Genomic DNA, 25,770 nt, shown 5'->3' on the forward strand with positions numbered 1-25,770 from the left:
ACAATAAGAACAGCATGTGGGCGTTATTCATGATAAAAAATGTGAAAAAACAAAGACCTGTCAATCTGGATCTCAAAACGATCCGATTCCCCGTAACGGCGATAGCGTCCATCCTCCACCGCGTTTCAGGCGTGATTACTTTTGTGGCGGTTGGCATTCTGTTGTGGTTATTGGGTACCAGTCTCTCCTCTCCAGAAGGTTTTCAGGTGGCAAGCTCAATCATGAGCGGCTTCTTCGTCAAATTCATCCTGTGGGGCATCCTGACTGCGCTGGCGTATCACGCAGTGCTGGGTATTCGCCATTTGATGATGGATTTTGGCTATCTGGAAGAGACATTCGAAGCAGGTAAAAAATCTGCGAATATTTCCTTTGTTATTACTGTCGTGCTTTCACTTCTCGCAGGAGTCCTCGTATGGTAAGCAACGCCTCAGCACTAGGACGCAACGGCGTACATGACTTCATCCTCGTGCGTGCCACCGCGATCGTCCTGACTCTGTACATTATCTACATGGTTGGTTTCTTCGCGACCCACGGTGCCCTCACCTGGGAAGTCTGGACGGGTTTCTTCTCTTCCGCTTTCACCAAAGTCTTCACCCTGCTGGCTTTATTCTCCATCTTGATTCATGCCTGGATCGGCATGTGGCAGGTGTTGACCGACTACGTTAAACCGCTGGCAATCCGTTTGACGCTGCAACTGGCTATCGTCGTTGCACTGGTGGTTTACGTCATTTATGGATTTGTTGTGGTGTGGGGTGTGTAATGAAACTGCCAGTCAGAGAATTTGATGCTGTTGTTATAGGCGCAGGCGGCGCAGGTATGCGTGCCGCACTGCAAATCTCCCAGAGCGGCAAAACCTGTGCGCTGCTCTCGAAAGTCTTCCCGACCCGTTCCCATACCGTTTCTGCGCAGGGTGGCATCACCGTGGCGCTCGGTAATACCCATGAAGATAACTGGGAATGGCACATGTATGACACCGTAAAAGGGTCAGACTACATCGGTGACCAGGACGCCATTGAATATATGTGTAAGACCGGCCCGGAAGCGATTCTGGAGCTGGACCACATGGGCCTGCCTTTCTCGCGTCTTGACGATGGCACCATTTATCAACGTCCGTTTGGTGGCCAGTCAAAAAACTTCGGCGGCGAGCAGGCGGCACGTACAGCGGCGGCAGCTGACCGTACCGGTCACGCACTGCTGCACACCCTGTATCAGCAGAACCTGAAAAACCACACCACGATTTTCTCCGAGTGGTATGCGTTAGATCTGGTGAAAAACCAGGATGGCGCAGTGGTCGGTTGTACCGCGCTGTGCATCGAAACCGGTGAAGTCGTTTACTTCAAAGCGAACGCCACCGTGTTGGCCACAGGCGGCGCAGGCCGTATTTATCAGTCCACCACCAACGCCCACATCAACACCGGTGACGGCGTGGGGATGGCCATCCGCGCTGGCGTGCCAGTGCAGGATATGGAAATGTGGCAGTTCCACCCGACAGGCATCGCGGGCGCGGGCGTTCTGGTAACAGAAGGCTGCCGTGGTGAAGGCGGTTACCTGCTGAACAAACACGGCGAGCGCTTCATGGAGCGTTATGCGCCGAATGCAAAAGACCTGGCGGGTCGTGACGTGGTGGCGCGTTCCATCATGATTGAAATCCGTGAAGGTCGTGGCTGCGATGGCCCATGGGGCCCGCACGCTAAGCTGAAACTCGACCACCTGGGCAAAGAGGTTCTCGAATCTCGTCTGCCGGGCATCCTCGAACTCTCCCGAACCTTCGCGCACGTCGACCCGGTCAAAGAGCCGATTCCGGTTATCCCAACCTGCCACTACATGATGGGTGGTATTCCGACCAAAGTGACCGGTCAGGCGCTAACGGTGAACGAACAAGGTGAAGACGTGGTGATCCCGGGTCTGTTCGCCGTGGGTGAAATCGCGTGCGTCTCTGTACACGGTGCGAACCGTCTGGGCGGTAACTCTCTGCTTGACCTGGTGGTGTTTGGTCGTGCGGTAGGTCTGCATCTGCAAGAGTCTATTGCGGAGCAGGGTGTGCTGCGTGATGCAACTGAAGAAGAAATTGATGCTTCCCTGGAGCGCCTGAACCGCTGGAACGGCAACCGTAACGGCGAAGATCCGGTCGAAATCCGCAAAGCCTTGCAGGAATGTATGCAGCACAACTTCTCGGTATTCCGCGAAGGCGACGCCATGGCGAAAGGGCTTGAGCAGCTGAAAGCAATCCGCGAGCGCCTGAAAAATGCGCGCCTGGATGACACCTCCAGCGAGTTCAACACCCAGCGCGTTGAGTGTCTGGAGCTGGATAACCTGATGGAAACGGCGTATGCCACCGCGGTATCAGCCAACTTCCGTACCGAAAGCCGTGGCGCACACAGCCGCTTCGACTTCCCGGAACGTGACGATGAAAACTGGCTCTGCCACTCCCTGTACCTGCCGCAGTCCGAGTCCATGACGCGTCGTGAAGTGAACATGGAACCGAAACTGCGTCCGGCATTCCCGCCGAAAGTGCGTACCTACTAATTGCGGAGACAGGAAAATGAGACTCGAGTTTTCAGTTTATCGTTATAACCCGGATGTCGACGATGCTCCGCGCATGCAGGATTACACCCTCGAAGCGGAAGAAGGGCGCGACATGATGCTGCTGGATGCGTTAATCCAGCTGAAAGAAAAAGATCCGACACTGTCATTCCGTCGCTCCTGCCGTGAAGGCGTGTGCGGGTCCGATGGCGTGAACATGAATGGCAAGAATGGCCTTGCCTGCATCACCCCGATTTCCGCTTTGCAGCGCGCAGGGCAGAAAATTGTGATTCGCCCACTGCCGGGTTTACCGGTGGTGCGTGATTTGGTGGTGGACATGGGGCAGTTCTATGCCCAATATGAGAAGATTAAGCCTTACTTGTTGAATAATGGGCAAAATCCACCCGCTCGCGAGCATTTACAGTCGCCTGAGCAGCGTGAAAAACTGGACGGTCTGTACGAGTGTATTCTCTGTGCCTGCTGCTCCACGTCTTGCCCGTCCTTCTGGTGGAACCCGGACAAGTTCATCGGCCCGGCCGGTCTGTTAGCGGCTTACCGCTTCCTGATCGACAGCCGTGACACCGAAACCGACAGCCGCCTGGAAGGATTAAGTGATGCTTTCAGCGTATTCCGCTGCCACAGCATCATGAACTGCGTCAGTGTCTGTCCGAAAGGGCTTAACCCGACGCGCGCCATCGGTCATATTAAGTCGATGTTGCTGCAACGCAGTGCGTAAGATGTAAGAGGGGGCGCGATTCCCCTCACCCTGACCCTCTCCCCAAAGGGGAGAGGGGAACAAATGCAGGAAACCTTTAAAAACTGCCGATGTACTTCCCCTTTACCGGTATGGCGAGGGCAGGGAAGAGGGTAAAGGCCCTAAGACAGTTTCTAAAGGTTCCTTCGCGGGCCCGGAATAGAAAAGAGCTCGCAAGTGAACCCCGGCACGCAGACCAGGTACCCCGGTGTGCGTGGTAGTTTCTACGGCGAAAGTAAGCATAAAAATGCTTAAGGGATCACGATGCAGAACGGCGCAATGAAAGCCTGGCTGGACTCTTCTTACCTCTCTGGATCTAACCAGAGCTGGATAGAACAGCTCTATGAAGACTTCTTAACCGATCCTGACTCTGTCGACGCTAACTGGCGTTCACTGTTCCAGCAACTGCCTGGCACCGGAGTCAAACCCGATCAATTTCACTCTACAACGCGTGATTATTTCCGTCGTCTGGCGAAGGATGCCTCACGTTACTCCTCCTCGATTTCCGATCCTGATACCAACGTCAAGCAGGTTAAAGTCCTGCAGCTGATCAACGCCTGGCGTTTCCGTGGTCATCAGGCGGCGAATCTCGATCCGCTCGGGCTTTGGAAACAGGAGTCTGTGGCCGATCTGGATCCTGCGTTCCACGACTTAACCGACGCCGATCTTCAGGAAAGTTTTAACGTGGGTTCTTTTGCTATCGGCAAAGACACGATGAAACTGGCTGACCTGGTTGCTGCGCTGAAGCAAACCTATGGCGGCTCCATCGGCGCGGAATACATGCATATTACTTCCACGGAAGAAAAACGCTGGATTCAACAGCGTATCGAGTCCGTGGTCGGTCACGCCAGCTTCACTGCTGATGAGAAAAAACGTTTCCTCAGCGAACTGACCGCAGCTGAAGGTCTGGAGCGCTATCTGGGTGCGAAATTCCCAGGAGCGAAACGCTTCTCGCTGGAAGGCGGCGACGCGCTGGTTCCGATGCTGAAAGAGCTCATCCGCCACGCCGGTAAGAATGGCACCCGTGAAGTGGTGCTGGGCATGGCGCACCGCGGTCGTCTGAACGTCCTGATTAACGTGCTCGGTAAAAAGCCGCAGGACTTGTTCGACGAATTCGCCGGGAAACATAAAGAACACCTGGGCACCGGTGACGTGAAGTACCACATGGGCTTCTCGTCAGATATCGAAACCGAAGGCGGCCTGGTACACCTGGCGCTGGCGTTCAACCCGTCTCACCTCGAAATCGTGAGCCCGGTAGTTATCGGTTCCGTCCGTGCGCGTCTGGACCGTCTGGAAGAGCCAAGCAGCAACAAAGTGCTGCCCATCACCATTCACGGTGATGCGGCGGTTGCAGGTCAGGGCGTGGTTCAGGAAACCCTGAACATGTCCAAAGCGCGTGGTTATGAAGTGGGCGGTACCGTTCGCATCGTTATCAACAACCAGGTTGGCTTTACGACTTCTAACCCGCTGGATGCGCGTTCCACACCGTACTGCACCGATATCGGTAAGATGGTGATGGCGCCGATTTTCCACGTGAACGCGGATGATCCGGAAGCGGTGGCTTTTGTCACCCGTCTGGCGCTTGATTTCCGTAACACCTTTAAACGCGACGTGTTTATCGATCTGGTCTGCTACCGCCGTCATGGTCACAACGAAGCGGATGAGCCAAGTGCGACTCAGCCGCTGATGTACCAGAAAATCAAAAAACACCCGACGCCGCGCAAGCTGTACGCTGACAAACTGGAAGGCGATAAAGTCTCCACGCTGGAAGATGCTACCGAGATGGTCAACCTTTACCGCGACGCGCTGGATGCTGGCGAGTGTGTGGTGAAAGAGTGGCGTCCGATGAACATGCACTCCTTTACCTGGTCGGCGTACCTCAACCACGAGTGGGATGAGAGCTACCCGAACAAGGTCGAGATGAAGCGTCTGCAGGAGCTGGCTAAGCGCATCAGCACCGTGCCAGAAGCGGTTGAAATGCAGTCTCGCGTTGCGAAAATCTACGGCGATCGCCAGGCCATGGCCGCCGGTGAGAAGCTGTTCGACTGGGGCGGCGCGGAAACGCTGGCTTACGCCACGCTGGTGGATGAAGGCATTCCTGTGCGTCTGTCCGGCGAAGACTCTGGCCGTGGTACGTTCTTCCACCGTCACGCGGTCATTCACAACCAGACCAACGGTTCTACTTACACCCCGCTGCAGCACGTGCATAACGGTCAGGGCCAGTTCAAGGTCTGGGACTCCGTGCTGTCTGAAGAAGCGGTGCTGGCGTTTGAATACGGCTATGCCACCGCAGAGCCGCGTATTCTGACCATCTGGGAAGCGCAGTTCGGCGACTTCGCCAACGGCGCACAAGTGGTTATCGACCAGTTCATCAGCTCCGGTGAGCAGAAGTGGGGCCGTATGTGTGGCCTGACCATGCTGCTGCCGCACGGTTACGAAGGCCAGGGGCCGGAGCACTCCTCCGCACGTCTGGAACGTTACCTGCAGCTGTGTGCTGAACAAAACATGCAGGTTTGCGTGCCGTCCACGCCGGCTCAGGTTTACCACATGCTGCGTCGTCAGGCGCTGCGCGGTATGCGCCGTCCGCTGGTGGTGATGTCACCGAAATCCCTGCTGCGTCACCCACTGGCCGTCTCTTCCCTGGAAGAACTGGCAGACGGTACCTTCATGCCAGCCATCGGTGAAATCGACGAGCTGGATCCGAAGGCCGTGAAACGCGTAGTGATGTGCTCCGGTAAGGTGTATTACGACCTGCTGGAACAACGTCGCAAAAACGATCAAAAAGATGTCGCCATTGTGCGTATCGAACAGCTCTATCCGTTCCCGCATCAGGCGATGCAGGACGTGCTGAAAGCTTATGCTCACGTGCATGATTTTGTCTGGTGCCAGGAAGAGCCGCTTAACCAGGGCGCATGGTACTGCAGCCAGCATCACTTACGTGAAGTGATTCCATTTGGGGCCGCTCTGCGTTATGCAGGTCGCCCGGCCTCTGCCTCTCCGGCAGTAGGGTATATGTCCGTTCACCAGAAGCAGCAACAAGATCTGGTTAATGACGCGCTGAACGTCGAATAATTTAAGGATACAAAATGAGTAGCGTAGATATTCTTGTTCCCGACCTGCCGGAATCTGTAGCCGACGCAACGGTTGCAACTTGGCACAAGAAGCCAGGCGACGCGGTTGTTCGCGATGAAGTTCTGGTCGAAATCGAAACTGACAAAGTGGTACTGGAAGTACCGGCGTCGGCTGACGGCATTCTGGATGCAGTCCTGGAAGATGAAGGCACGACCGTGACGTCTCGCCAGATTCTGGGTCGTCTGCGTGAAGGCAACAGCTCGGGTAAAGAGTCTGGTGCGAAAGCTGAAGCGAAAGAGTCTACCCCGGCTCAGCGTCAGCAGGCTTCACTGGAAGATCAGAGCAACGATGCCCTGAGCCCGGCGATCCGTCGTCTGCTGGCTGAGCACAGCCTCGATGCCGCTGCCATCAAAGGTACCGGTGTGGGCGGTCGTCTGACTCGCGAAGATATCGAGAAGCACCTGGCGAAAGCGCCGGCGAAAACCGAAGTCAAAGCCCCAGCCGCTGCGACTGCTGCTCCAGCACCGTTGGCCGGTCGTTCAGAGAAACGCGTTCCAATGACTCGCCTGCGTAAGCGTGTGGCTGAGCGTCTGCTGGAAGCGAAAAACTCTACCGCGATGCTGACGACCTTCAACGAAGTCAACATGAAGCCAATCATGGACCTGCGTAAGCAGTACGGTGACGCGTTTGAAAAACGTCACGGTATTCGTCTGGGCTTTATGTCCTTCTGCGTGAAAGCCGTGGTTGAAGCGCTGAAACGTTATCCGGAAGTGAACGCCTCTATCGATGGCGAAGATGTGGTTTATCACAACTACTTTGATGTGAGCATGGCGGTATCCACCCCACGTGGTCTGGTGACACCTGTTCTGCGTGACGTTGACGCATTGGGCATGGCTGACATCGAGAAGAACATCAAAGAGCTGGCGCTGAAAGGCCGTGACGGCAAGCTGACCGTTGAAGATCTGACCGGCGGTAACTTCACCATCACCAACGGTGGTGTGTTCGGTTCCCTGATGTCTACGCCGATCATCAACCCGCCGCAGAGCGCGATCCTGGGCATGCACGCCATTAAAGATCGTCCAATGGCGGTGGATGGCAAAGTTGAAATTCTGCCAATGATGTATCTGGCACTCTCCTACGATCATCGCCTGATCGATGGTCGTGAGTCCGTGGGCTTCCTCGTGGCCATTAAAGAGCTGCTGGAAGATCCGACTCGTCTGCTGCTGGACGTGTAGTAAGCCCTGTATCACCTGTCCTCCAGGCCAGTTGTGGCCTGGAGGTAAAATGATAACGATTACCTGAAAAGTGGATAGAACGCATGAACTTACATGAATACCAGGCCAAACAGCTGTTTGCCCGCTACGGTTTACCTGCGCCAGTCGGCTATGCCTGCTCAACTCCGCGTGAAGCAGAAGAAGCGGCTTCAAAAATCGGTGCAGGCCCATGGGTCGTTAAATGCCAGGTTCACGCTGGCGGCCGCGGTAAAGCGGGCGGCGTAAAAGTGGTTAACAGCAAAGAAGACATTCGCGCTTTCGCTGAACACTGGCTGGGTAAACGCCTGGTAACCTATCAAACAGATGCGAGCGGCCAGCCGGTAAACCAGATTCTGGTTGAAGCGGCGACCGACATCGCGAAAGAACTCTACCTGGGCGCAGTCGTTGACCGTAGCTCCCGTCGCGTGGTGTTCATGGCTTCCACCGAAGGCGGCGTGGAAATCGAAAAAGTGGCGGAAGAAACCCCGCACCTGATCCACAAAGTTGCTATCGATCCGCTGGCAGGCCCAATGCCTTACCAGGGACGTGAGCTGGCATTCAAACTGGGTCTGGAAGGTAAACTGGTTCAGCAGTTCACCAAAATCTTCATGGGTCTGGCGAACATTTTCCTGGAGCGCGACCTGGCGCTGATCGAAATCAACCCGCTGGTTATCACCAAGCAGGGCGATCTGATCTGCCTCGACGGCAAACTGGGCGCTGACGGCAACGCATTGTTCCGCCAGCCAGATCTGCGCGAAATGCGCGACCAGTCTCAGGAAGATCCACGTGAAGCGCAGGCTGCACAGTGGGAACTGAACTACGTTGCGCTGGACGGCAACATCGGCTGCATGGTTAACGGCGCAGGCCTGGCGATGGGCACCATGGACATCGTGAAGCTGCACGGTGGCGAACCGGCTAACTTCCTCGACGTGGGCGGCGGCGCAACCAAAGAGCGCGTGACCGAAGCGTTCAAAATCATCCTCTCTGACGAAAATGTGAAGGCCGTACTGGTCAACATCTTTGGCGGTATCGTGCGTTGTGACCTGATCGCTGACGGCATTATCGGTGCGGTCGAGGAAGTCGGCGTGAACGTACCTGTCGTGGTGCGTCTGGAAGGTAACAACGCCGAACTTGGCGCGAAGAGACTGGCTGACAGTGGCCTGAATATTATTGCAGCGAAAAGTCTGACCGATGCGGCTCAGCAGGTCGTTGCCGCAGTGGAGGGGAAATAATGTCCATTTTAATCGATAAAAACACCAAGGTTATCTGCCAGGGTTTCACCGGTAGCCAGGGGACTTTCCACTCTGAACAAGCGATTGCTTACGGCACCAACATGGTTGGCGGCGTAACGCCAGGCAAAGGCGGCACCACGCATCTGGGTCTGCCCGTGTTCAACACCGTGCGTGAAGCCGTAGAAGCGACTGGCGCAACCGCCACCGTTATTTACGTTCCAGCACCGTTCTGCAAAGATTCCATCCTGGAAGCGATTGATGCAGGCATTAAGCTCATCATCACCATCACCGAAGGCATCCCTACGCTGGATATGCTGACCGTGAAGGTGAAACTGGATGAAGCTGGCGTGCGCATGATTGGCCCGAACTGCCCAGGTGTTATCACCCCGGGTCAGAGCAAAATCGGCATCATGCCTGGCCACATCCATAAACCAGGTAAAGTGGGTATCGTTTCCCGTTCCGGTACGCTGACTTATGAAGCGGTTAAGCAGACCACTGATTACGGTTTCGGCCAGTCCACCTGTGTGGGCATCGGCGGTGACCCGATCCCGGGCTCTAACTTCATCGATATCCTGAAGATGTTCCAGGAAGATCCGCAGACTGAAGCGATCGTGATGATCGGCGAGATCGGCGGTAGCGCAGAAGAAGAAGCGGCTGCTTACATTAAAGATCACGTGACCAAGCCGGTTGTCGGTTACATCGCAGGTGTGACGGCGCCAAAAGGCAAACGTATGGGCCACGCAGGCGCGATTATCGCGGGCGGCAAAGGCACGGCAGACGAGAAATTTGCTGCTCTGGAAGCTGCTGGCGTGCGTACTGTTCGCAGCCTGGCCGACATCGGCGAAGCGCTGAAAACCATCATTAACTAATGATCCTCTCTGCTCCCCGTTTTCACTGGGCGGGGAGATTTGATACAGATCCATTTTCGACATGGTTGGCCACTGTATAGTGGCCTTTTTTATGGGCGCCATGGGGTAGCGGCGAACCGGGAAGTTCAATCATGGCGCAGGTGGACACAATGGCTAAAGGAAAAAACAAGCTGTACTGGGCGCTGCTGCTGGGGGTCGCAGTTGCGCTGGCGGTATCGTTCGATCTGCATCAGGCGTTGAGCCTTGAGAGCCTGAAAACAAACATGACGCAGTTGGTGCTCTGGCGCGAGCAGTCGCCGGTGCTGCTGTTCACTGTGTTTTTCGTGATTTACACCCTGGTGACCGCGCTCTCCATTCCCGGAGCGACGGTGATGACCCTTGCCGCCGCAGCGCTGTTTGGCCTGTGGAAGGGGCTGCTGCTGGTCTCTTTTGCCTCAAGCCTTGGGGCGCTGCTGGCTTTTCTTCTCGCCCGCTATCTGCTGCGTGATGCCGTGAAGCGTCGCTTTGGCGCAAAGCTTGCGTTAATCAATGCGGGGATGGAGAAAGACGGGGCTTTCTATCTGTTTACTCTGCGCATGGTGCCGCTGTTTCCGTTCTTCTTAATCAATCTGCTGATGGGGCTGACGACGCTCTCCGCCTGGCGTTACTACTGGGTCAGTCAGCTGGGGATGCTGGCCGGAACGGTGGTTTATGTCAATGCGGGCACCCAGCTCGCTGAAATTAAAAGCCTGGCGGATATCCTTTCGCCAGGGCTGTTGTTCTCCTTCGCGCTGCTCGGGGTGTTCCCGTGGCTGGCAAAGATGGGAATTAGTCGCTGGAAGCGCCGCCAGCTCTACGCCCGCTGGAAAAAACCGGTGGCATTCGATCGCAATCTGATCGTGATTGGCGCGGGGGCAGCCGGGCTGGTTTCCGCCTATATCGCCGCCGCCGTCCGGGCGAAAGTGACGCTGGTGGAAGCCGGGAAGATGGGCGGAGATTGTCTGAATACCGGCTGTGTGCCCAGTAAAGCGCTGATCAAATCGGCCCGCATAGCGCATGATTTTCGCCACGCTGAGAGGTACGGATTAGCCGCGCAGGAGCCTGTTTTTAGCTTCCGTCAGGTGATGGACAGCGTTGCCGCCACCGTTCGGGCGATCGCCCCGCACGACAGCGTTGAGCGCTACACCGCGCTGGGCGTGGAGGTTATTCAGGGCTACGCGAAGCTGGTCGATCCCTGGACCGTGGAAATCGCCTCCCCCGGCGGTGAAACTCAGCGTTTAACCGCCCGCAGCATCATTCTGGCGACGGGCGCGAAGCCGCGGGTGCCTTCACTGCCTGGCCTTGAAACTGCAGGCTATCTCACTAGCGACACGCTGTGGTCGGCATTCTCCCAACTTGATGCGATCCCGCAGCGGATAGCGATCCTCGGCGGTGGCCCGATTGGCTGCGAGCTGGCGCAAAGTCTGGCTCGGCTGGGGGCGAAGGTGACGCAGCTTGAGAAGGGCCCGCGCCTGATGAGCCGGGAAGATGAGGAGGCTTCTGAGCTGGTGAGAGCGGCGCTGGAAGGCGAGGGTGTCCAGGTGCTGACCGGACATCAGGCGCTGCGCTGCGAAAATGAGGGAGAGCAAAAAATCCTCGTCGCCCTGCGTGATGGCGTGGAAATCCGGCTGGCGTACGACGCGCTGATCTGTGCCGTGGGGCGGGTGGCGCGTCTTGAGGGCTATGGCCTGGAGGCACTCGGTATCCCGACGCAGAAAACGATCGTCACCAATGACTATCTGGAGACGCTGTACCCCAATATCTACGCCGCAGGCGATGCGGCGGGGCCTTTCCAGTTTACCCACGTAGCGGCCCATCAGGCATGGTATGCGACGGTCAATGCGCTGTTTGGCAATCTGAAAAAGTTTAAAGTCGACTACCGGGTTGTGCCGCGAGCCACCTTCGTCGATCCCGAAGTCGCCAGCGTCGGGCTAAATGAGCAGACGGCAACCGCGCAGGGGATTGCCTTTGAGGTGACGCACTACGGCATCGACGATCTCGATCGTGCGATTGCCGACAGCGCCGCCTGCGGATTTGTGAAAGTGCTGACGGTGCCGGGCAAAGATCGGATCCTGGGCGTCACCATCGTCGGAGAGCATGCGGCGGATCTGCTGGCCGAATTTGTGCTGGCGATGAAGCATGGCCTGGGGTTGACGAAAATTCTCGGTACCGTCCATACCTACCCGACGCTTTCTGAGGCCAATAAATATGCCGCCGGAGAGTGGAAACGCGCCCACGCGCCGCAGCGTGTGCTGGAATGGCTTGGGCGTTATCACCGCTGGCGTCGCGGTTAGGCGCTGCGTCTGCGCTTCGCCACCAGTGTGAATTTGTAGTCGTCGCTTTTGAAGGCGTTACGGCTGTATTCGAAGACCCGGCCATCACTCAGATAGCCGCGGGAAATTTTCTCCAGTATCGGGCGAGTGGGATCTAATCCCAACAGACTTACCGTTTCGGATGAAGGCATCACCGGGACAATTTCCTGCTCGCTGCGGTCGATAACCATCTTCTTGACCTGCTCAATAAAGTGATATTTGGAGTTTTCCATCACGGCCCAGGTTAAATCCGGAAACAGGGCCAGCGGCATCCAGGTCTCTTCCAGAGTGACGGGTTTTTGCTTGATAAAGCGCACTCGTTTAACGTGCCAGACTTTCTCCCCCGACGAGATTTGCAGGGTTTTGGCCAGCTCTTCACCGGCACCGATCGCCTCAAATACTTTAACGTCGCTGTGGGTATCCACATTTCTGTCGGCCAGTTTTTCGTAAAAGCTGGTGAGCTGATAGATATCGTAATTCACCCGCTCTTCTTTGACGTAGGAGCCGCTGCCCTGAATGCTTTCGATGATCGCTTCCTGGGTGAGTTGCTTGAGTGCCTGGCGCACGGTCACGCGGCTGACGGCAAACTCTTCCTGCAACGCAGACTCCGTGGGAAGCGCATCGCCTGGTTTTAGCACGCCTTGCTGCACGCGTTCACGCAGAGTGTCTGCAATCTGCCGGTACATCGGTTTCCTGGTCATCGTTTTACTGCTCCCGGATGTAATACATCAATAATACCAATGGCAGGATTATGCCTGGCTTCTGTGACTTGTAAATAATACAAATAAGATACAAATTGTGAGTAATAGAGAAAGTGATCACATAAATGTATTAAATAATCTGGCAGGATAAAGGCAACTTAACAGCTCTGGGGCTGTTTTTTTCACCTTCACAGTGAGGATCGTGATGAACCTGACAGCATTAACGCACCCGAACGCCCTCTTTCTGCAAGCGACGTTTAACAGTCGCGACGAGGCGATCCGAGCGCTGGCCGAACGGCTGGCTGCGCTCGGCAAAATCAACAATCTGGAGGATTTCCTCCGTGATGTGCATCTTCGCGAAAGCGAAGGCCCAACGGCGCTCGGCGAAGGGCTTGCCGTTCCCCACGGTAAAAGTCTGGCGGTGAACGAGGCCGCCTTCGCCGTTGCAACGCTGCCAAAGCCGATCCTCTGGGAAGGCGTTGACGGTGAAGAAGAGGTTAACCTGATTGTGCTGCTGGCTATCCCACCGGCGGAAGCTGGTTCGACGCACATGCAGTTGCTAACCGCATTGACCACCCGACTAGTGGACGACGATGTTCGTGCTGCCGTCTGCTCGGCAACCACCGCTGAAGCACTCTTTGCCGCACTGATTGCTCCGCAGGGAGAATCGAACAGCACGATGGATCAGAACGCGCCGACTATCGTCTGCGTGACGGCCTGCCCGGCGGGGATTGCCCACACTTACATGGCGGCTGAATACCTTGAGAAAGCAGGGCAGAAGCTTGGCATCAATCTGTATGTCGAGAAGCAGGGCGCTAACGGGATTGAAGGGCGTTTGACTGCCGGGCAGCTCAATGCGGCTCAGGCCTGTATTTTCGCGGCGGAGGTGGCCATCAAAGAATCTGAACGCTTCGCTGGTATTCCCTCCATCACCGTGCCGGTGGCCGAACCCATTCGTCATGCAGAAAAACTCATTGAGCAGGCGCTGGCACTGAAACCCGCAAGCGGAACTCGTGAAGTACAGCAAGACGCTCAGCAGAAGCAGAGTGTGAAGACTGAATTGAAACAAGCATTGCTGAGCGGGATCTCTTTCGCCGTGCCGCTGATTGTTGCGGGTGGCACGGTGCTGGCGGTGGCTGTGTTGCTGGCTCAAATGCTCGGGCTTCAGCATTTGTTCGATCAGGAAAATTCGTGGCTGTGGATGTACCGCAAATTAGGCGGAGGCATGCTCGGCACGCTGATGGTGCCGGTGCTGGCTGCCTATACCGCGTATTCGCTGGCGGATAAACCTGCACTGGCTCCGGGGTTTGCCGCCGGGCTTGCGGCCAACATGATTGGTTCAGGGTTTCTAGGCGCAGTTGCGGGTGGTTTGATTGCCGGTTATCTCATGCGCTGGGTGAAGTCACATATTCGCCTGAGCAGCCGCTACAACGGCTTCCTGACTTTCTACCTTTATCCCGTTCTGGGCACTCTCGGCGCAGGCAGCCTGATGCTGTTTGTGGTTGGCGAACCCGTTGCGTGGATTAACAACGGGTTGACCGCCTGGCTCAATGGTTTGTCAGGGGCCAACGCGTTACTGCTGGGCGCTATCCTTGGGTTTATGTGTTCCTTCGACCTTGGCGGCCCCGTCAATAAAGCGGCCTACGCCTTCTGCCTTGGCGCGATGGCGAACGGTGTTTATGGCCCGTATGCGATTTTTGCCTCCGTCAAAATGGTTTCTGCCTTTACCGTCACGGCTTCGACGATGATGGCGCCACGGCTGTTTAAAACCTTCGAAATTGAAACCGGAAAATCCACCTGGCTGCTGGGCTTAGCGGGGATCACCGAAGGGGCCATACCGATGGCGATTGAAGATCCGGTCCGCGTCATTGGCTCGTTTGTGATGGGCTCGATGGTCACCGGTGCGATGGTCGGCAGCATGAACATTGGTCTCTCTACCCCCGGGGCAGGCATTTTCTCCTTGTTCCTGCTGCATGATGGAGGCCTCGGTGGCGTGCTCGCCGCTGTTGGCTGGTTTGCTTCTGCCCTTATCGGCGCAGCCATCTCCACCTGCATCTTGATCCTCTGGCGTCGCCAGGCGGTCAAAACCGGGAAATACATTCCAGACAGCGTAATGCCTTAACAGAACTGAACAGGAAACGAAGATGAAAGCTGTATCTCGCGTTCACATCACCCCGCACATGCACTGGGACCGTGAGTGGTACTTCACCACCGAAGAGTCGCGCATTCTGCTGGTCAACAACATGGAAGAGATCCTGACTCGTCTTGAGCAGGACGAGGAGTACAAGTACTACGTACTCGATGGACAAACGTCGATTCTTGAGGACTATTTCGCGGTCAAACCGGAAAACAAAGAGCGCCTTAAAAGGCTTGTGCAGGCCGGGAAATTGATTATCGGCCCATGGTATACGCAGACGGACACCACCGTTGTGGCGGGTGAGTCGATAGTGCGTAACCTGATGTACGGCATGCGCGATTGCCTGGCGTTTGGCGAACCGATGAAGATTGGCTATCTGCCGGATTCGTTTGGCATGTCCGGACAATTGCCGCACATCTATAACGGTTTCGGCATTAAGCGCGCGATGTTCTGGCGTGGGTGCTCTGAGCGTCATGGCACTGATAAAACAGAGTTCCTCTGGCAGAGTCAGGACGGCAGCGAAGTGGTCGCGCAGGTGCTGCCCTTGGGCTACGCGATTGGTAAGTACTTACCGGAGGACGAAGCGGGGTTACGCAAACGCCTCGACAGCTATTTCGACGTGCTGGAAAAAGCCTCACAAACCAAAGAGATTTTGCTGCCGAACGGTCACGACCAGATGCCACTCCAGCAAAACATTTTCGCCGTGATGAACAAGCTGCGTGAAATTTATCCGCAGCGTGAATTTGTGATGAGCCGCTTTGAAGAGGTGTTTGAGCAAATTGAAAAACAGCGTGAGCAACTGGCGACGCTAAGCGGCGAGTTTAACGACGGCAAATACATGCGCGTTCACCGCACCATTGGTTCAACGCGGATGGACATCAAAATCGCCCACGCGCGGATTGAGAACAAAATCGTTAACTTGCTGGAACCCCTGGCCACACTCGCCTGGACACTGGGCTTTGAGTATCACCATGGCCTGCTGGAAAAAATGTGGAAAGAGATCCTCAAAAACCACGCGCACGACAGCATCGGCTGCTGCTGTAGCGACAAGGTTCACCGGGAAATCATGAGTCGCTTCTGGCTGGCGGAAGACATGGCCGACAGCCTGATCACCTTCTATATGCGTAAAATCGTCGACAACATGGCGCAGAGTGATGGCGACAAACTGACGCTGTTTAACCTGATGCCGTGGTCGCGTGATGAGGTGGTGAATACGACACTCCGCCTGCGTGCCAGTAAATTTCGTCTTGTGGATAGTGAAGGGCAGGACGTGCCGTACTTCATCCGTGATAAGCGTGAAATAGACCCTGGGCTGGTGGACCGTCAGATTGTCCATTACGGCAACTACGAGCCGTTTATGGAGTATGACATTCAGCTGCGTCAGGTGTTGCCAGCGATGGGCTGGCTGACGTTGCGCATTGTGGCGGGTGAAGATGGGCCGCAAGTGACGGTGCCGAAGGCCAGCGAGGCATTGCTGGAAAACAGCTACTGGCGAATCACGCTCAACGGCGACGGGACGCTGAAGCTGGAGGATAAAGAAAGCGGTCTGGTTTATGACCGTGTGCTGGAGTTTGAGGATGGCTCTGATGATGGCGATGAGTATGACTACTCGCCTTCACGTGAAGAGTGGTTGCTTACCAGCGCTCAGGGGAAACATCGTCATACCGTAACGCACGATGCCTGGCAGAGCAGGGCAGTCCTGCGCACGACAATGGCGGTGCCAGCTAATCTGGCGGAACGTTCCGCTCGCAAAACCAGTGGTTCTCTGACGTTTGAAACAACGGTTGTATTGAGCCATCACAGCCGCCGTGTGGAATTTGACGTCAAAATCCTCAATCAGGCCGACGATCACCGCGTTCGCGTGCGTATTCCTGTGCCTTATAAAACGGACCGTGTGCTGACAGATATTCAATTCGGATCGCTTTCGCGCCCGGTTCAGGATGAGGCGATGAACGTCTGGGAAGCGGAAGGCTGGAAAGAAGCGCCGGTTCCGGTATGGAATTTCCTGAATTATTCAGCCTTACAGAATGGACGTAACGGCCTGGCGTTGTTCAGTGAAGGCCTGCGTGAAGTTGAAGTTATCGGCGAAGAGAAAAGTATGTTTGCGCTGACGCTGCTGCGCGGGGTAGGGCTGCTGGGTAAGGAAGATCTGCTGCTGCGTCCGGGTCGTCCTTCCGGCATTAAAATGCCGGTTCCGGACTCGCAGGTTCACGGAGAGCTGGTTTGTCGCTTCAGTCTGATGCCATTCAGCGGCTCGCCGCTGGATACGGGAGTGGCTCAGCAGGCGAAAAGCTGGCTGACCCCGGTGCAGTGCTACAACAAAATCCCGTGGGATGCGATGAAACTCAACCGCACTGCGATTACGGTGCCAGAAAGCTACAGCCTGTTCACGTTACCGGCCACCGGTTGCCAGTTGAGTGCCATGAAGAAAGCAGAAGACAGCGAAGCGTTGGTTCTGCGTTTGTTCAACCCTTCGGACAGCGAGGCGTGTGAAACCCGTGTGGCGTTTAACGAGCGCCAGTTGCAAGGCATCGAGACGGGAATGGATGAGCATCCGTTGCCACAGGGTTGTGATATGGCAGACAAGCCGGTGGCGTTTGCCCCCAGCCAGTCACGCAGCTGGCGTTTTGAGCTTGCTTAATATCCCGGCAAATGAGTCATGGCCGCGCACTGCGCGGCCTTTTTGTTTTCTGAGGTAGTTACGCTGCGGTGTTAATTATTAAATTCTTTATGGTGAATGAAATGTAATAAAAAGAGGCTATACTTAGCCGCCAGCTAAAAACATTTGTTTTCCGCTGGCTTTCTAATGCATCCCGGTTCCTTGCCGTTTCGCTTGAGCCGTTAAATTTGAATAGCCTCACACTCTACTTCCCTCTTATTTGATAACCATCAATGTCATGCTGAAAACATGTTTTTAACATTGATTTTACTATGCGCCATCAAATGCATACACAATTAACATGTGATTGTAAAATTGATTTAAATCAAAGCGTAATCCTTGGAAAAGAGCCATCAAAAGCGGTAAATTGTCGTCGATCAAAGTGGTCGAAAACTGGCATCTTAGCTATAAATTGATCAGCGTCGAAAAACGCAAAAATGGGTCAAGAAAAACCTGTTTATTGTAAGGGTTTTACGGCGTAATATATTGACGGGATCAATTTGGGTTTTTTATTAACGTATTTGCAACCTTTACTCAGGGTCTTTTTCACTTTGTGAGGAATGCCGTGAAGCGGGAGCAAATCATTTTGTATTGGGGCATGCGTGTGAATCCTTTCTAACGGGGATCACTCTCGGAGTCTTCATGCGATGAGCAAGGAGTCATGATGTTTGATATAGTCGAACTGTCGCGCTTACAGTTTGCCTTGACCGCGATGTACCACTTCCTTTTTGTGCCACTGACGCTCGGTATGGCGTTCCTGCTGGCCATCATGGAAACGGTTTACGTCCTTTCCGGCAAACAGATTTATAAAGATATGACCAAGTTCTGGGGCAAGTTGTTTGGTATCAACTTCGCTCTGGGTGTGGCAACCGGCCTGACCATGGAGTTCCAGTTCGGGACTAACTGGTCTTACTATTCCCACTATGTGGGCGATATCTTCGGTGCGCCGCTGGCCATTGAAGGGCTGATGGCCTTCTTCCTCGAATCCACCTTTGTAGGTCTGTTCTTCTTCGGTTGGGATCGTCTCGGTAAAGTTCAGCACATGGCTGTGACCTGGCTTGTGGCGTTAGGGTCTAACCTGTCCGCGCTGTGGATCCTCGTCGCTAACGGCTGGATGCAGAACCCGGTCGCCTCAGACTTCAACTTCGAAACCATGCGCATGGAGATGGTGAGCTTCTCCGAGCTTATCCTGAACCCGGTTGCTCAGGTGAAATTCGTTCACACTGTCGCTTCTGGCTATGTCTGCGGTGCAATGTTCGTTCTGGGCATCAGCTCTTACTATATGCTCCGTAACCGTGATTTTGCTTTCGCGAAACGTTCTTTCGCCATCGCGGCAAGTTTCGGTATGGCGGCAATCCTCTCTGTTATCGTGCTGGGTGATGAATCCGGTTACGAAATGGGCGACGTACAGAAAACCAAACTCGCCGCTATCGAAGCAGAGTGGGAAACCCAGCCTGCACCTGCGGCATTTACGCTGTTTGGTGTTCCGGACCAGGACGCACAGAAAAACCATCTGCAGATTCAGATCCCTTACGCGTTGGGCATTATCGCCACCCGTTCTGTGGATAAGCAGGTGACCGGCCTGAAAGAGCTGATGGTTCAGCACGAAGAGCGTATTCGTAACGGCATGAAGGCTTACAAACTGCTGGAAGAACTGCGTGCTGGCTCGGCCGATCAGTCCGTGCGTAACGAATTCAACGAAGTGAAGAAAGATTTGGGCTACGGTCTGCTGTTGAAACGTTACACCCCGAACGTGACGGACGCTACAGAAGCGCAAATTCAGCAGGCAACCAAAGACTCCATTCCTCGTGTCGCACCGCTGTACTTTGCCTTCCGCATCATGGTTGCCTGCGGCATCCTCATGTTGGGCATTATCGCCGCCTGTTTCTGGACGGTGATTCGTAACCGCATCGGCAGCAAAAAATGGCTGCTGCGCGCCTGTCTGTACGGGATCCCTCTGCCGTGGATTGCAATCGAATCTGGCTGGTTTGTTGCTGAATATGGCCGCCAACCGTGGGCGATTGGTGAGGTGTTGCCAACCGCTGTAGCGAATTCCTCGCTCACAGCCGGTGACCTGATCTTCTCGATGGTGCTGATTTGCGGCCTGTACACCGTGTTCCTGATTGCTGAACTGTTCCTGATGTTCAAATTCGCTCGTCTGGGGCCTAGCAGTCTGAAAACCGGTCGTTACCACTATGAGCAGACCCCAGTGTCTGGTCAGCCGGCACGCTAAGACAGGAGTCGTCAAATGTTCGATTATGAAGTATTGCGTTTTATCTGGTGGCTGCTGGTTGGCATTCTGCTGATCGGCTTTGCGGTCGCCGACGGGTTTGACATGGGGGTGGGCATGCTCACCCGTTTCCTCGGTCGTAACGACACCGAGCGTCGAATCATGATTAACTCCATCGCTCCGCACTGGGACGGTAACCAGGTGTGGCTGATTACTGCAGGTGGCGCACTGTTCGCTGCCTGGCCGATGATCTATGCCGCCGCGTTCTCCGGCTTCTATGTGGCGATGATCCTGGTCCTGGCGTCTTTATTCTTCCGTCCGGTTGGTTTTGACTACCGTTCCAAGATTGAAGACACCCGCTGGCGTAACCTGTGGGACTGGGGCATTTTCATCGGGAGCTTCGTGCCGCCGCTGGTTATCGGCGTGGCCTTCGGCAACCTGCTGCAGGGTGTACCGTTCCATCTGGATGAGTACATGCGACTTTACTACACCGGTAACTTCTTCCAGTTGCTGAATCCGTTTGGCCTGCTGGCGGGGATTGTCAGTGCAGCAATGATCCTGACTCAGGGCGCAACCTATCTGCAGATGCGTACTGTGGGTGAGCTGCACTTGCGTACTCGTGCGGTCTCTCAGGTTGCCGCGCTGGTCACTCTGGTGTGCTTCGCTCTGGCGGGCGTTTGGGTTTACTACGGTATTGACGGTTATGTGGTGAAATCCGTTCTGGATCATCACGCAGCATCTAACCCACTGACCAAAGAAGTGGTGCGTGAAGCAGGTGCATGGATGGTGAACTTTAACAACATGCCAGCCCTGTGGGCGATCCCTGCTCTGGGTGTGATTTTGCCGTTGCTGACTGTGGTGACGTCTCGTGCAGATAAGGGCGCCTGGGCGTTCCTGTTCTCCTCACTGACGCTGGCGTGCATCATCCTGACTGCCGGGATTGCGATGTTCCCGTTCATCATGCCGTCCAGCACCATGCTGAATGCGAGCCTGACGATGTGGGATGCGACGTCCAGCCAGCTGACGCTGAATGTCATGACCTACGCAGCGATGGTGTTCGTACCGATTATCCTGCTGTACACCACCTGGTGTTACTGGAAGATGTTCGGGCGTATCACCAAAGAAGATATCGAACGCAACACCCATTCTCTGTACTAAGTAAGGAGCAACATATGTGGTACTTCGCATGGATTCTGGGAACGCTTCTGGCCTGTGCATTTGGTGTCATCACCGCGCTGGCGCTGGAGCATGTTGAGTCCGGACAGCAAGAAGATCATTAATGACTAAAATTATCGCAACGTTATATGCGGTAATGGACAAGGGCCCTTTAAGGGCCCTTTCCTTACTGATGGCATTAGTGCTGGCAGGATGTATTTTCTGGGACCCATCACGCTTTGCGGCCAAAACCAGTGCGCTTGAAATCTGGCACGGCTTTCTCATCATGTGGGCTGTTTGTGCTGGCGTGATCCACGGTGTGGGTTTTCGTCCGAAAGCGGTTCACTGGCAGGGAATTTTTTGCCCGCTGCTGGCTGACCTTGTTCTCCTTGCCGGGCTGATTTTCTTTTACGCCTGATTCAGAAACATCCGTTAATCGCTATGGGCTTGTACAAGCCCATAAAAATTTACTCTCCGTTTACTTTCCCCCATTCCAAACCATCATTCCCGCGCGTATAGTAGCGAAGTTTGAAAGCCCTAAATATTTTTTGCATTACCGGGATGTAAAGTGAATACAACGCTGTTTCGATGGCCGGTTCGTGTCTATTACGAAGACACCGATGCCGGTGGTGTGGTTTACCACGCCAGCTACGTCGCTTTCTATGAAAGAGCACGCACTGAGATGCTGCGCCACCATCACTTTAGCCAGCAAGTTCTGCTGGCTGAACGCGTTGCCTTCGTGGTACGCAAGATGACGCTGGAGTATTTTGCCCCCGCCAGACTCGACGACATGCTCGAAGTCCAAACGGAAATTACAGCGATGCGTGGCACCTCTCTGGTTTTCACGCAGCGGATTGTCAACGCGGAAAATACAGTACTCAACGAAGCTGAAGTCCTGATTGTCTGTGTTGATCCACTCATAATGAAGCCTCGTGCGCTTCCCAAGTCTATTGTCGCGGAGTTTAAGCAGTGACTGACATGAATATCCTTGATTTGTTCCTGAAGGCAGGCCTTCTGGTTAAACTTATCATGTTGATCTTGATTGGTTTTTCTATCGCTTCCTGGGCCATCATTATCCAGCGAACGCGTATCCTCAATGCGGCAGGCCGCGAAGCTGAAGCGTTCGAAGACAAGTTCTGGTCCGGAATTGAACTGTCTCGTCTGTATCAGGAAAGCCAGGGGCGCCGCGATAATCTGACGGGTTCAGAGCAGATCTTCTACAGCGGCTTTAAAGAGTTCGCTCGACTGCATCGTGCGAACAGCCATGCGCCCGAAGCGATTGTGGAAGGGGCGTCGCGTGCGATGCGTATCTCCATGAACCGCGAACTGGAAAACCTCGAAAACCACATTCCTTTCCTTGGCACCGTAGGTTCCATCAGTCCTTATATCGGTCTGTTTGGTACGGTGTGGGGGATCATGCACGCCTTTATCGCGCTCGGCGCGGTAAAAGTGGCCACGCTGCAGATGGTTGCTCCGGGTATCGCCGAAGCGCTGATCGCCACCGCGATTGGTCTGTTTGCCGCTATTCCGGCCGTTATGGCGTATAACCGCCTGAACCAGCGCGTGAACAAACTGGAACTGAATTACGACAACTTTATGGAAGAGTTCACCGCGATTCTGCACCGTCAGGCGTTTACCACCAGCGAAAGCAACAAGGGGTAAACCATGGCCAGACGTGGACGCGGACGTCGCGAACTGAAGTCCGAAATAAACATCGTTCCGCTGCTGGATGTGTTGCTGGTGCTGCTGCTGATCTTCATGGCGACAGCGCCGATCATTTCGCAGAGCGTGGATGTGAATCTGCCTGATGCAACCGAATCGCAGGCCGTCAGCACCAACGACGATCCGCCGGTTATCGTGGAAGTTTCCGGTGTCGGACAGTACAGCGTCAATGTGGGTCCGGACAAGATGCCACAGTTGCCGCCAGAGCAGGTGGTGGCTGAAGCTCAGCGCCGCCTGCAGGCGAATCCGAAAACGATCTTCCTGATCGGTGGCGCAAAAGACGTGCCGTACGATGAAATTATTAAAGCGCTAAACCTGTTGCACAGCGCAGGCGTGAAATCCGTGGGTTTAATGACCCAGCCGATTTGACCTGGCTAACAGGCTAACAGTTTTTGGGAACCGAGTGTGTTAAAGGCAACCGAACAAAACGACAAGCTTAAACGCGCGATCATCATCTCGGTCGTACTGCATATCATCTTGATAGCAATACTGATTTGGGGTTCGTTCGATGAGCACATTGACGCATCGGCAGGCGGCGGTGGAGGTTCCTCCATCGACGCTGTGATGGTCGATCCAGGTGCTGTCGTGCAGAACTACAACCGTCAGCAAAATCAGCAGGCGAGTGCTCGCCGGGCCGAAGAGCAGCGTGAAAAACAAGCTCAACAGCAAGCGGAAGAGATGCGTGAGAAACAAGCCGCTGAACAGGAACGTCTGAAGCAGCTTGAACAGGACCGTTTGAAGGCGCAGGAAGAGGCTGCGAAGCAAGCTGATGCGCAGAAACAGGCAGAAGAAGCCGCGAAGCAAGCGCAACAGCAGCAGAAGCAAGCCGAAGAAGCGGCTGTGAAAGCGGCTGCCCTGGCGAAAGCGAAAGCTGACGAACAGGCTAAAGTGGCTGCTGAAGCGGCGAAGAAAGCCGCTGCAGATGCACAGAAAAAGGCGCAAGCCGAAGCAGCAAAAGCTGCTGCGGATGCGCAGAAGAAAGCCGAAGCGGAAGCTGCTAAGAAAGCTCAGCAGGATGCCGAGAAGAAAGCAGCTGCCGACGCTGCGAAAAAAGCCGCAGCAGCTGAAAAAGCCGCCGCTGCCAAAGCTGCTGCTGCCGAGAAAGCCGCCGCAGAAAAAGCCGCTGCTGATAAAGCTGCCGCGGACAAAGCAGCCGCTAAAAAGGCCGCTGCTGCGAAGAAAGCTGCGGAAGCCAAAGAAGCTTCAGGTGTTGACGATCTGCTGGGCGATCTTAGCTCTGGTAAGAATGCACCGAAATCTGGCGGTGGGGCGAAAGGAAGCGGGCAACCAGCGAAAGACAGTGGTACTAGTGGGGCTAATGGCGGCGCAACCGGAGCTGATATCAGTGGCTATGCTGCACAGATAAAAGCTGCGATTCAGAGTCGGTTGTACGATTCAAGCCTTTATGCGGGCAAGCAGTGTGATTTGCACATTAGCCTTGCGCCAGATGGCAGGTTAAAAAGTATCGAGTCTGCCGGAGGCGATCCTGCTCTTTGTCAGGCTGCATTAACCGCGGCTAAAACCGCAAACATTCCTAAACCGCCGAGCCAGGCTGTTTACGAAAAAATAAAAGATTTCACTCTGGGCTTTAAACTGTAATTGCTTCGCGAGTGAAGCCTGAGACTGGCCTGGGCTGGTCACAGGGTTTTGGTAGTTTTGTGTATTTGAGTTTGTTAACATTCTGCTAAATTATCGTGGGCTTTGCGCCTGGATAAGGGAGAAATGATGAAGCAGGCATTAAAAGTAGCATTTGGTTTTCTGATGCTGTGGGCAACCGTGTTGCACGCAGAAGTACGTATCGAGATCACCCAAGGGGTCGACTCGGCACGCCCAATCGGCGTTGCGCCGTTTAAATGGGCAGGCCCGGGCGCGGCACCTGAAGATGTCGGTGGCATTGTTGCGGCTGATTTGCGCAACAGTGGTAAATTTAACCCGCTTGATCGCTCTCGCCTGCCACAGCAGCCGGGTTCTGCTCAGGAAGTTCAGCCTGCGGCCTGGTCTGCGCTCGGTATTGATGCCGTTGTGGTTGGGCAGGTTACGCCTAACCCAGACGGTTCTTACACCGTGGCTTATCAGCTGGTCGATACTGGCGGTGCGCCAGGTACCGTTCTGGCTCAGAACTCGTACAAAGTAAACAAGCAGTGGCTGCGTTACGCTGGCCACACCGCGAGTGACGAAGTGTTCGAGAAGCTGACAGGTATTAAGGGCGCTTTCCGCACTCGTATCGCTTATGTGGTTCAGACTAACGGCGGTCAGTTCCCGTACGAACTGCGCGTGTCTGACTATGATGGCTACAACCAGTTCGTTGTTCACCGTTCACCACAGCCGCTGATGTCTCCGGCCTGGTCTCCAGACGGTTCTAAACTGGCTTATGTGACCTTCGAAAGCGGTCGTTCTGCACTGGTCGTACAGACACTGGCAAATGGCGCTATCCGCCAGATTGCTTCGTTCCCGCAGCACAACGGTGCACCGGCGTTCTCTCCGGATGGGACCAAACTGGCGTTCGCTCTGTCGAAAACCGGTAGCCTGAATCTGTACGTGATGGATCTGGGTTCTGGTCAGATTCAGCAGGTGACCAACGGTCGCAGCAACAACACCGAACCAAGCTGGTTCCCGGACAGCCAGACCCTGGCCTTTACCTCTGACCAGGCGGGTCGTCCACAGATTTATAAAGTAGGCATTAACGGCGGTACTCCACAGCGTATTACCTGGGAAGGTTCTCAGAACCAGGACGTTGACGTGAGTTCTGACGGCAAATTTATGGTAATGGTGAGCTCGGCCGGCGGCCAGCAACACATTGCTAAACAAGATCTGGCAGCGGGTGGCGTACAGGTTCTGTCGTCAACGTTCCTGGATGAAACGCCAAGTCTGGCACCGAACGGCACAATGGTTATCTACAGCTCTTCTCAGGGGATGGGATCTGTGCTGAATCTGGTTTCTACGGATGGGCGTTTCAAAGCGCGTCTTCCGGCAACTGATGGACAGGTAAAATCACCTGCCTGGTCGCCGTATCTGTAATAATAATTAATTGAATATTATAGGAATCAAAGAAATGCAACTGAACAAAGTGCTGAAAGGACTGATGATCGCTCTGCCAGTTATGGCTATCGCGGCGTGTTCTTCCAACAAGAAT

At 54.8% G+C, this 25,770-nt stretch carries 21 protein-coding genes and 1 pseudogene; 21 read left to right on the top strand and 1 reads right to left on the bottom strand.

Features of this window, described 5'->3' with window-relative positions; all coding sequences use genetic code 11:
- Window positions 1-14 precede the first annotated feature (14 nt).
- From sdhC to ACRCWW_RS12765, 9 genes are all read left to right on the top strand, one after another.
- Entirely contained in the window at window positions 15-419 is a 405-nt protein-coding gene (gene sdhC, locus ACRCWW_RS12725) for a succinate dehydrogenase cytochrome b556 subunit (protein ID WP_404658506.1), read from the top strand.
- Window positions 413-760 carry a succinate dehydrogenase membrane anchor subunit gene (gene sdhD, locus ACRCWW_RS12730; RefSeq protein ID WP_438682739.1) on the top strand — a complete coding sequence of 116 codons (348 nt, stop codon included), beginning with the start codon at window positions 413-415 and terminating at the stop codon, window positions 758-760. The genes sdhC and sdhD overlap by 7 nt, the downstream gene beginning before the upstream one ends.
- Window positions 760-2,526 carry a succinate dehydrogenase flavoprotein subunit gene (sdhA, locus tag ACRCWW_RS12735; protein ID WP_438682740.1) on the top strand — a complete coding sequence of 589 codons (1,767 nt, stop codon included), beginning with the start codon at window positions 760-762 and terminating at the stop codon, window positions 2,524-2,526. The genes sdhD and sdhA overlap by 1 nt, the downstream gene beginning before the upstream one ends.
- Window positions 2,527-2,542: 16 nt before the next feature.
- Window positions 2,543-3,259 carry a succinate dehydrogenase iron-sulfur subunit SdhB gene (gene sdhB / locus ACRCWW_RS12740; RefSeq protein ID WP_404658509.1) on the top strand — a complete coding sequence of 239 codons (717 nt, stop codon included), beginning with the start codon at window positions 2,543-2,545 and terminating at the stop codon, window positions 3,257-3,259.
- Between the two features lie 282 nt (window positions 3,260-3,541).
- Window positions 3,542-6,349: a 2-oxoglutarate dehydrogenase E1 component gene (gene sucA / locus ACRCWW_RS12745; RefSeq protein WP_438682741.1), complete on the top strand. Its 2,808-nt coding sequence runs from the start codon at window positions 3,542-3,544 to the stop codon at window positions 6,347-6,349.
- A gap of 14 nt (window positions 6,350-6,363) precedes the next feature.
- Entirely contained in the window at window positions 6,364-7,584 is a 1,221-nt protein-coding gene (gene odhB, locus ACRCWW_RS12750) for a 2-oxoglutarate dehydrogenase complex dihydrolipoyllysine-residue succinyltransferase (protein WP_438682742.1), read from the top strand.
- A gap of 83 nt (window positions 7,585-7,667) precedes the next feature.
- Window positions 7,668-8,834, top strand: a complete 1,167-nt coding sequence (sucC, locus tag ACRCWW_RS12755) for an ADP-forming succinate--CoA ligase subunit beta (protein ID WP_330985655.1) — start codon at window positions 7,668-7,670, stop codon at window positions 8,832-8,834.
- Window positions 8,834-9,703 carry a succinate--CoA ligase subunit alpha gene (gene sucD / locus ACRCWW_RS12760; RefSeq protein WP_438682743.1) on the top strand — a complete coding sequence of 290 codons (870 nt, stop codon included), beginning with the start codon at window positions 8,834-8,836 and terminating at the stop codon, window positions 9,701-9,703. The genes sucC and sucD overlap by 1 nt, the downstream gene beginning before the upstream one ends.
- A gap of 149 nt (window positions 9,704-9,852) precedes the next feature.
- A complete protein-coding gene (locus ACRCWW_RS12765; RefSeq protein ID WP_438682744.1) occupies window positions 9,853-12,015 on the top strand; it encodes an FAD-dependent oxidoreductase in 2,163 nt (720 codons plus the stop codon).
- Here the strand turns inward: ACRCWW_RS12765 and ACRCWW_RS12770 are convergent.
- A complete protein-coding gene (locus ACRCWW_RS12770; protein ID WP_438682745.1) occupies window positions 12,012-12,734 on the bottom strand; it encodes a GntR family transcriptional regulator in 723 nt (240 codons plus the stop codon). The genes ACRCWW_RS12765 and ACRCWW_RS12770 overlap by 4 nt on opposite strands.
- 205 nt (window positions 12,735-12,939) lie before the next feature.
- Between ACRCWW_RS12770 and mngA the strand changes: the two genes are divergently transcribed.
- The 12 genes and pseudogenes from mngA to ACRCWW_RS12830 form a co-directional block, all read left to right on the top strand.
- Window positions 12,940-14,856: a PTS 2-O-a-mannosyl-D-glycerate transporter subunit IIABC gene (mngA, locus tag ACRCWW_RS12775; protein WP_438682746.1), complete on the top strand. Its 1,917-nt coding sequence runs from the start codon at window positions 12,940-12,942 to the stop codon at window positions 14,854-14,856.
- A 22-nt stretch (window positions 14,857-14,878) separates the two neighbouring features.
- Entirely contained in the window at window positions 14,879-17,512 is a 2,634-nt protein-coding gene (gene mngB / locus ACRCWW_RS12780; RefSeq protein WP_438682747.1) for a mannosylglycerate hydrolase, read from the top strand.
- A gap of 682 nt (window positions 17,513-18,194) precedes the next feature.
- Entirely contained in the window at window positions 18,195-19,763 is a 1,569-nt protein-coding gene (cydA, locus tag ACRCWW_RS12785; RefSeq protein WP_438682748.1) for a cytochrome ubiquinol oxidase subunit I, read from the top strand.
- Between the two features lie 15 nt (window positions 19,764-19,778).
- A complete protein-coding gene (cydB, locus tag ACRCWW_RS12790; RefSeq protein WP_438682749.1) occupies window positions 19,779-20,918 on the top strand; it encodes a cytochrome d ubiquinol oxidase subunit II in 1,140 nt (379 codons plus the stop codon).
- 14 nt (window positions 20,919-20,932) lie between these two features.
- Window positions 20,933-21,040 (top strand): cytochrome bd-I oxidase subunit CydX, encoded by a 108-nt coding sequence (gene cydX, locus ACRCWW_RS12795; protein WP_330985742.1) that lies wholly within the window; start codon window positions 20,933-20,935, stop codon window positions 21,038-21,040.
- Entirely contained in the window at window positions 21,040-21,333 is a 294-nt protein-coding gene (gene ybgE / locus ACRCWW_RS12800; RefSeq protein WP_330985743.1) for a cyd operon protein YbgE, read from the top strand. Before cydX ends, ybgE begins: the two co-directional genes overlap by 1 nt.
- Window positions 21,334-21,483: 150 nt before the next feature.
- Window positions 21,484-21,888, top strand: coding sequence for a tol-pal system-associated acyl-CoA thioesterase (gene ybgC / locus ACRCWW_RS12805; protein ID WP_330985744.1), 405 nt, complete (start codon window positions 21,484-21,486; stop codon window positions 21,886-21,888).
- Entirely contained in the window at window positions 21,885-22,577 is a 693-nt protein-coding gene (tolQ, locus tag ACRCWW_RS12810; RefSeq protein WP_330985745.1) for a Tol-Pal system protein TolQ, read from the top strand. The genes ybgC and tolQ overlap by 4 nt, the downstream gene beginning before the upstream one ends.
- Before the next feature lie 3 nt (window positions 22,578-22,580).
- On the top strand, window positions 22,581-23,006 hold the full coding sequence (gene tolR / locus ACRCWW_RS12815; protein ID WP_097164733.1) for a colicin uptake protein TolR: 426 nt from the start codon (window positions 22,581-22,583) through the stop codon (window positions 23,004-23,006).
- Window positions 23,007-23,042: 36 nt separating this feature from the next.
- Window positions 23,043-24,236: a cell envelope integrity protein TolA gene (gene tolA / locus ACRCWW_RS12820; protein WP_438682750.1), complete on the top strand. Its 1,194-nt coding sequence runs from the start codon at window positions 23,043-23,045 to the stop codon at window positions 24,234-24,236.
- 126 nt (window positions 24,237-24,362) lie between these two features.
- Entirely contained in the window at window positions 24,363-25,655 is a 1,293-nt protein-coding gene (tolB, locus tag ACRCWW_RS12825; protein ID WP_438682751.1) for a Tol-Pal system beta propeller repeat protein TolB, read from the top strand.
- A 34-nt stretch (window positions 25,656-25,689) separates the two neighbouring features.
- A pseudogene (locus ACRCWW_RS12830) lies at window positions 25,690-25,770 on the top strand (peptidoglycan-associated outer membrane lipoprotein); the annotation flags it as partial.

It is taken from the genome of Scandinavium sp., from assembly GCF_051650185.1.
Taxonomy (GTDB): Bacteria; Pseudomonadota; Gammaproteobacteria; order Enterobacterales; family Enterobacteriaceae; genus Scandinavium.

Bases quoted from the DNA above. Each gene is read 5' to 3' on its own strand.
- ybgE (WP_330985743.1), top strand. From the start codon at position 21,040: ATGACTAAAATTATCGCAACGTTATATGCGGTAATGGACAAGGGCCCT.
- sdhD (WP_438682739.1), top strand. From the start codon at position 413: ATGGTAAGCAACGCCTCAGCACTAGGACGCAACGGCGTACATGACTTC.
- sdhB (WP_404658509.1), top strand. From the start codon at position 2,543: ATGAGACTCGAGTTTTCAGTTTATCGTTATAACCCGGATGTCGACGAT.
- cydB (WP_438682749.1), top strand. From the start codon at position 19,779: ATGTTCGATTATGAAGTATTGCGTTTTATCTGGTGGCTGCTGGTTGGC.
- sucC (WP_330985655.1), top strand. From the start codon at position 7,668: ATGAACTTACATGAATACCAGGCCAAACAGCTGTTTGCCCGCTACGGT.
- cydA (WP_438682748.1), top strand. From the start codon at position 18,195: ATGTTTGATATAGTCGAACTGTCGCGCTTACAGTTTGCCTTGACCGCG.
- ACRCWW_RS12770 (WP_438682745.1), bottom strand. From the start codon at position 12,734: ATGACCAGGAAACCGATGTACCGGCAGATTGCAGACACTCTGCGTGAA.
- sucD (WP_438682743.1), top strand. From the start codon at position 8,834: ATGTCCATTTTAATCGATAAAAACACCAAGGTTATCTGCCAGGGTTTC.
- sucA (WP_438682741.1), top strand. From the start codon at position 3,542: ATGCAGAACGGCGCAATGAAAGCCTGGCTGGACTCTTCTTACCTCTCT.
- sdhC (WP_404658506.1), top strand. From the start codon at position 15: ATGTGGGCGTTATTCATGATAAAAAATGTGAAAAAACAAAGACCTGTC.
- mngB (WP_438682747.1), top strand. From the start codon at position 14,879: ATGAAAGCTGTATCTCGCGTTCACATCACCCCGCACATGCACTGGGAC.
- odhB (WP_438682742.1), top strand. From the start codon at position 6,364: ATGAGTAGCGTAGATATTCTTGTTCCCGACCTGCCGGAATCTGTAGCC.
- mngA (WP_438682746.1), top strand. From the start codon at position 12,940: ATGAACCTGACAGCATTAACGCACCCGAACGCCCTCTTTCTGCAAGCG.
- sdhA (WP_438682740.1), top strand. From the start codon at position 760: ATGAAACTGCCAGTCAGAGAATTTGATGCTGTTGTTATAGGCGCAGGC.
- cydX (WP_330985742.1), top strand. From the start codon at position 20,933: ATGTGGTACTTCGCATGGATTCTGGGAACGCTTCTGGCCTGTGCATTT.
- tolB (WP_438682751.1), top strand. From the start codon at position 24,363: ATGAAGCAGGCATTAAAAGTAGCATTTGGTTTTCTGATGCTGTGGGCA.
- tolR (WP_097164733.1), top strand. From the start codon at position 22,581: ATGGCCAGACGTGGACGCGGACGTCGCGAACTGAAGTCCGAAATAAAC.
- ACRCWW_RS12765 (WP_438682744.1), top strand. From the start codon at position 9,853: ATGGCTAAAGGAAAAAACAAGCTGTACTGGGCGCTGCTGCTGGGGGTC.